This window comes from Adlercreutzia mucosicola DSM 19490 (assembly GCF_000422625.1).
Taxonomy (GTDB): Bacteria; Actinomycetota; Coriobacteriia; order Coriobacteriales; family Eggerthellaceae; genus Adlercreutzia; species Adlercreutzia mucosicola.
This window is the reverse complement of sequence record NZ_AUGK01000023.1, coordinates 1-4672: the sequence shown is the minus strand read 5'-3', so window position 1 is coordinate 4672 and position 4672 is coordinate 1. Positions and strand designations below refer to the sequence as shown.

The 4672-nt window shown below is 62.2% G+C and carries 4 protein-coding genes; all 4 read right to left on the bottom strand.

Going from position 1 to position 4672, the window contains the following annotated elements:
• Positions 1 to 265 precede the first annotated feature (265 nt).
• Positions 266 to 841: a TetR/AcrR family transcriptional regulator gene (locus tag G503_RS0110975; protein ID WP_028027608.1), complete on the bottom strand. Its 576-nt coding sequence runs from the start codon at positions 839 to 841 to the stop codon at positions 266 to 268.
• 317 nt (positions 842 to 1158) lie between these two features.
• Positions 1159 to 2496, bottom strand: coding sequence for an MFS transporter (locus tag G503_RS0110970; RefSeq protein WP_051191167.1), 1338 nt, complete (start codon positions 2494 to 2496; stop codon positions 1159 to 1161).
• Positions 2497 to 2612: 116 nt separating this feature from the next.
• The gene (locus tag G503_RS0110965; RefSeq protein WP_028027606.1) at positions 2613 to 3173 is read right to left on the bottom strand and encodes a hypothetical protein; all 561 of its coding nucleotides are present in this window, start codon (positions 3171 to 3173) and stop codon (positions 2613 to 2615) included.
• 45 nt (positions 3174 to 3218) lie between these two features.
• Complete coding sequence (locus G503_RS0110960; RefSeq protein WP_028027605.1) at positions 3219 to 4334, bottom strand: DMT family transporter; 1116 nt, start codon at positions 4332 to 4334, stop codon at positions 3219 to 3221.
• Positions 4335 to 4672 lie beyond the last annotated feature (338 nt).

Here is a 4672-nt window from a genome sequence, read left to right as displayed (position 1 = left end):
GGCTCCTCCGGCGGGATGACGGAGTTGTCGCAGCGGCCGACGATGACGCGCTTCAGCGGGTCCCAGTCGTTCCAAGAGCTGACGATCTTTGCCATAAATGTGCTCCTATCTCTCTCTAGCAGCAAAATGCGCCCCCGCTTTCGGGGGCGCATTCTTTATACCATTTTTTGCAGTTGCACAAAAGCCTTTTACCGAAATTTCTTAGCAAAAAACGAAGAATTGTTGCCATGGTCGACGTCCCCCTGATATGGGGACAGGCCGCGACCTAGCCGATGGCCGCCTCCAGCAAATCGCGCACCACCTCGCGCACGTCATAGCCCTCGGAGATGGCCTTCACCGCGCCGCCGTCCACCAGAGCGCCCACCACCGAGGGGGCCAGGGGCACGCCGGCGTGCACCAGGATGCGGTTCACGGCGGCGTCCAGGGCCTCGCGGCCCTTGCGGTAGGCCTCGGTCACCACGGGGGCCTCGGACGCGGCGATCAGCTGCGCGTAATGGGCCGACATGGAAACCGTGTCGTCGGGCAGACAGGCCTCCACCAGCAAGTCGACCACTCGCTCGCGGCATTCCTCGCTGCTGAGCGCATCGGCGGCCTGGGCCACCTTCTCGGCGCGAGCGATCCACAGCTCGATGTTGTAACAGCCGGCTTCGTAGAGCAGGTCGGTCACCGATTCGAAGTAGTAGCCCACCGAGGACGAGGCGGCACCCGCCCACTCGGCCACCTTGCGGTAGGTCACCGCCTCCGGACCGCGCTCCCGCAGCAGGGCCGCGGCGGCGAGAACGAGAGACGTGCGCGTAATCTGAGCTTTCAGGGACTTCGGCTTTGCCAGGGGCTTAGTCATAGCAGTCTCGTTTCTAAATTGATTACATGGCGCGACTTTACCAGAATTTGCCCCATCGCGTAACCCCTGATAAGAGTTTATTTTTGCAAAACCTTGAAGTTGTCTTAAACCTCTCTATCGTTGATCACGCGCACAACGAAAGAAAAGCGCCCGACCAGCTAAAGCCAATCGAGCGCTTCTCCCGAAGAGCGCCGGGCGCCCCAAGCGCCGCCCTCCCCTTCCGGCACGGCACAACTCGGAATGCCGCGCCTTCAAAACGGCGCCTTGGCGCAGGCCACGGGTCCCCAGCGGACGGCTCTAGGCCGCCTCGACCATCGTTACTTGATATCGGTGAGCTTCTTCTTGGAATTGTCGTGGGTCAGGCACATGGCAATGAGCGCCACCACCGAAATGACCACCATGTACCAGGCCGGCGCAATGGGATTGCCCGTAGCCTGGATGAGCGCGATGGAGATGAACGACGCCGAGCCGCCGAAGATGGCGTTGGCGAAGTTGAAGCTCAGCGCGAAGCCCGAGTAGCGCACCTCGGTGGGGAACGTCTCGGACAGGTAGCTCGAGAGCGTACCGTCGTTGATGGTCAGAAGCAGGCACATGAACAGCTCGGCGATCAGGATGATCACGAAGTTCTCGGTATTCATCATGTAGAACGCCGGGACGGTGAACACGATGAAGCCCGCCGAGGCGATGATCAGCATCTTCTTGCGACCGAAGCGGTCGGACACCCGGCCCGACAGGAAGATGAACGCCACGTAGGCCACCAGGCAGATCGTGGTGATCAGCGAGGCGTCGCCGGCGTTGTAGCCCACGGTGTCCTGCAGGTAGTTCGGCAGGTAGGTGAGCACGGCGTAGAAGCCCACGGCGTTCAGCATGCAGGCACCGAACGAGATGATCAGCGGACGCAGGTGATGGGTCAGCAGCAGCTTGATGGGCTTGTCATCGGACTCGCCCTTGGCCTCCAGCTTGTCCTGCATCTCCTGGTACACCGGCGAGTCGGACACGCGGGTACGGATGTAGTGCGTGATGATGCCGAGCGGGCCGGCCAACAGGAACGGGATGCGCCAGCCCCACTCGGTCACGAAGGCCGAGTCGTGGCCGAAGTTCACGAACATGAGCGTGGCCAGGGTGGAACCCACCAGCAGGCCCACGGCCGTGGAAGCCGGCACGAGCGAGCAGTACAGGCCGCGATGGTTGGCCGGGGCGTACTCGGCCAGGAAGGTGGCGGCGCCGGCGTACTCGCCGGAAGCGGAGAAGGACTGCACCATGCGCAGGCACAGCAGCAGAATGGGTGCCAGGATGCCGATGGACTCGTAGGTCGGCAGAAGGCCGATCACGAAAGTCGCGGCGCTCATCAGCAGGATGGACGTGGCCAGGGCCCACTTGCGGCCCTTCTTGTCGCCCATGTGCCCCCAGAAGAATGCGCCGACCGGGCGCATGAGGAACGACAATGCGAACACACCGAAGGTCTCCAGCAACGCCACGGTCGGATCGCCCGGCGGCATGAGCACGAGCGCGATAACGGTGGCGAAGTACGAGTAAGAAGCGTAGTCGAACCATTCGATGAAGTTGCCGAGGAACGAGGAGACGGCCACGCGACGCAGGGTCGCATGCTCCTCTTCGGCCGTGGGATTGATCGCAATTGTATCGCTAGACGCCATGGAAATCACCCAGGTCCTTTCCGAACCCCTTTTTACTTTGCGTTTTCCGCATGGGAAATACCCCCTTGGTAAAGAGAAAGGCCGCCAGCGCGACGCACTGGCGGCCCTCAAAGATCCTAGTAGTCGCCCAGATAGTCGACTTGAGCCTTACTGGCGCGCAGGACGAAAGCCTTCTCGGCCTTCTTGCCGCCAGCAGCCAGCTTGCCGAGCACCACGCGCTTCAGGCGGGGATACTCGTTCATGCCGTACCACGCGAACGCGGTACCGCCGGTGTAGCACTCCACGATGCTGTGCACGGGAAGCGAGGCATCGCGCTCGGCATCGAGCTTGATGTACTCGGCGATCTCGTCGGCGCACACGTCGCGGATCACTTCCACGCTGATCTCCAGATCGCGGGCCAGCTGCTTGAGCTGGTACTCGACCTCGGCATCATCGGCATGGGGGAAATAGGTCACATCGTAGGTGACGGCGGAAAGCCCGGACGCCTTGGCGAAGGCGAGGAAGCTCTCCAGCGACACCATCTGCACATGGTCCTCGGTGCGCTCGGCGATGTCGAGCTCGGCAGCGAAGCCCTGGACGCCGGCGGCAGCGAACGCGGCCTGCAGCTGGTCCTCGGTCATCGCGGCCTCGAAGTCCACCGAAGCGGCAATGTGCGTCAGGTTCTTGGTCATCTTCATAAGAAGCCTCTTCCTATACGGTCGTAGTCATTGCTGACGCGAAACTTACAGACCCTCGATATCCTCCTGCTCGGCGATGCGAGCGGACAGGTTCTCGGCGATCTCCTCCTGCTGCTTCGCCTTGCGACCGGCCACCATGCCCTTGACGGACGGGATGGCGCCACCGGCGATGATGAGCAGGCCACCGATGATGGTGTTGGCCGTCAGGGCCTCGCCGAACACAACCAGGCCGACGAAGATGGCCACGGGCACTTCCCAGTAGGCGATGGTGCCGTAGTCGGCAGCCGGCAGGTTGCGGCCGGCCACCAGCAGAAAGCCCAGGGCGATAGGACCGCAGATGATCCACAGCAGCACGGCACCGATCCAGTTGAAGGTGGTGAAGTGCACGTTCAGAGCCCAGTTCTCCATGCCGGGCTGGCTGCCCAGGGAGTTCAGAATGATGGTGATGATGCCCGCGCCCAGCACGGCGAAGATGAAGTTCCACACACCGCGGGCGGTGGTGTCGGCGTCCTTGCGGTAGCCGTTGAAGAACATCGACAGGCCGTAGAACACGCCGGAGGCGAGACCGAAGGCGTCGCCCACGCCCTTCTGCGGGAATTCGGGGGTCGACGGAACCAGGTTGAAGTCGAGGCCGAAGGCCTGACCGCCCACGCCGAAGCCGAGCAGGTTGTTGCCGAACAGCATGCCGATGAACACCGCCAAAAGGCAGATCCACTGCAGGCCGCTCATGGGCTCCTTACGGAAGATACGAGCTGCCAACACACAGACCACAGGGCCGATGTAGATGAACAGTACGGCATTGGCAACGGTCGTGAGCAGCGTAGACGTCACGTAGCATGCCAAGGACATACCAATCATCAAACCGCCCAGGGCGATCGCGGGGGTGAGCTTCAGTTCCTTGAAGGTCTTCACCTTGTGGGTGGCGACCATGAGGATGACGAAGAACAGCACGCCCATGCCCATGCGGCCGCAGGCCATAAGAGCGCCGACGGAGTCACCGGCGTTCAGGCCCATGGCGCCATCGAACATATCGGTTCGCGTGGCCCAGCGGCTGAACAGGGGCACGAGGCCCATGCCCGTGGCAGAGATGAGCATGGCGATAGTACCCCAACCAAGGCGCATCTGATAGCCCTCGGTGGCGTTGGTGTTTTCCTGTGCCATAATCCCTCCTTTTTCTTTTACTCTCTGAAGTGATGTCTTGCGGAAGGCCCGGTTGAGCCCTCCTTGTGCGCCCGCTCAACCAGGCGCAGGTACAGCAAAAGGGGAACAGGTCGCGCTTCGTGCGTTGAAACCTGTTCCCCTTTCTTCTTAGGTGATCCGCCGGTCGCAGCCCTTATGCGGCCCGGCGGAACTTGGGTGCCCCTACGCGGCTTTCAGCGCGATGGGGGCGACGGTAAACGTCGTGCTTACTTCCACATCTCGGGGCGCACGAGGGTGGGATCCTCGACGCGGTTCGGGAAGTAGTCGAGGCACTCGCCCTCGCGGTAGACGTCGGCGGT

Coding starts and splice junctions, on each gene's coding strand:
- G503_RS0110975 (WP_028027608.1), bottom strand. CDS start 841: ATGACTAAGCCCCTGGCAAAGCCGAAGTCCCTGAAAGCTCAGATTACG.
- G503_RS0110970 (WP_051191167.1), bottom strand. CDS start 2,496: ATGGCGTCTAGCGATACAATTGCGATCAATCCCACGGCCGAAGAGGAG.
- G503_RS0110965 (WP_028027606.1), bottom strand. CDS start 3,173: ATGAAGATGACCAAGAACCTGACGCACATTGCCGCTTCGGTGGACTTC.
- G503_RS0110960 (WP_028027605.1), bottom strand. CDS start 4,334: ATGGCACAGGAAAACACCAACGCCACCGAGGGCTATCAGATGCGCCTT.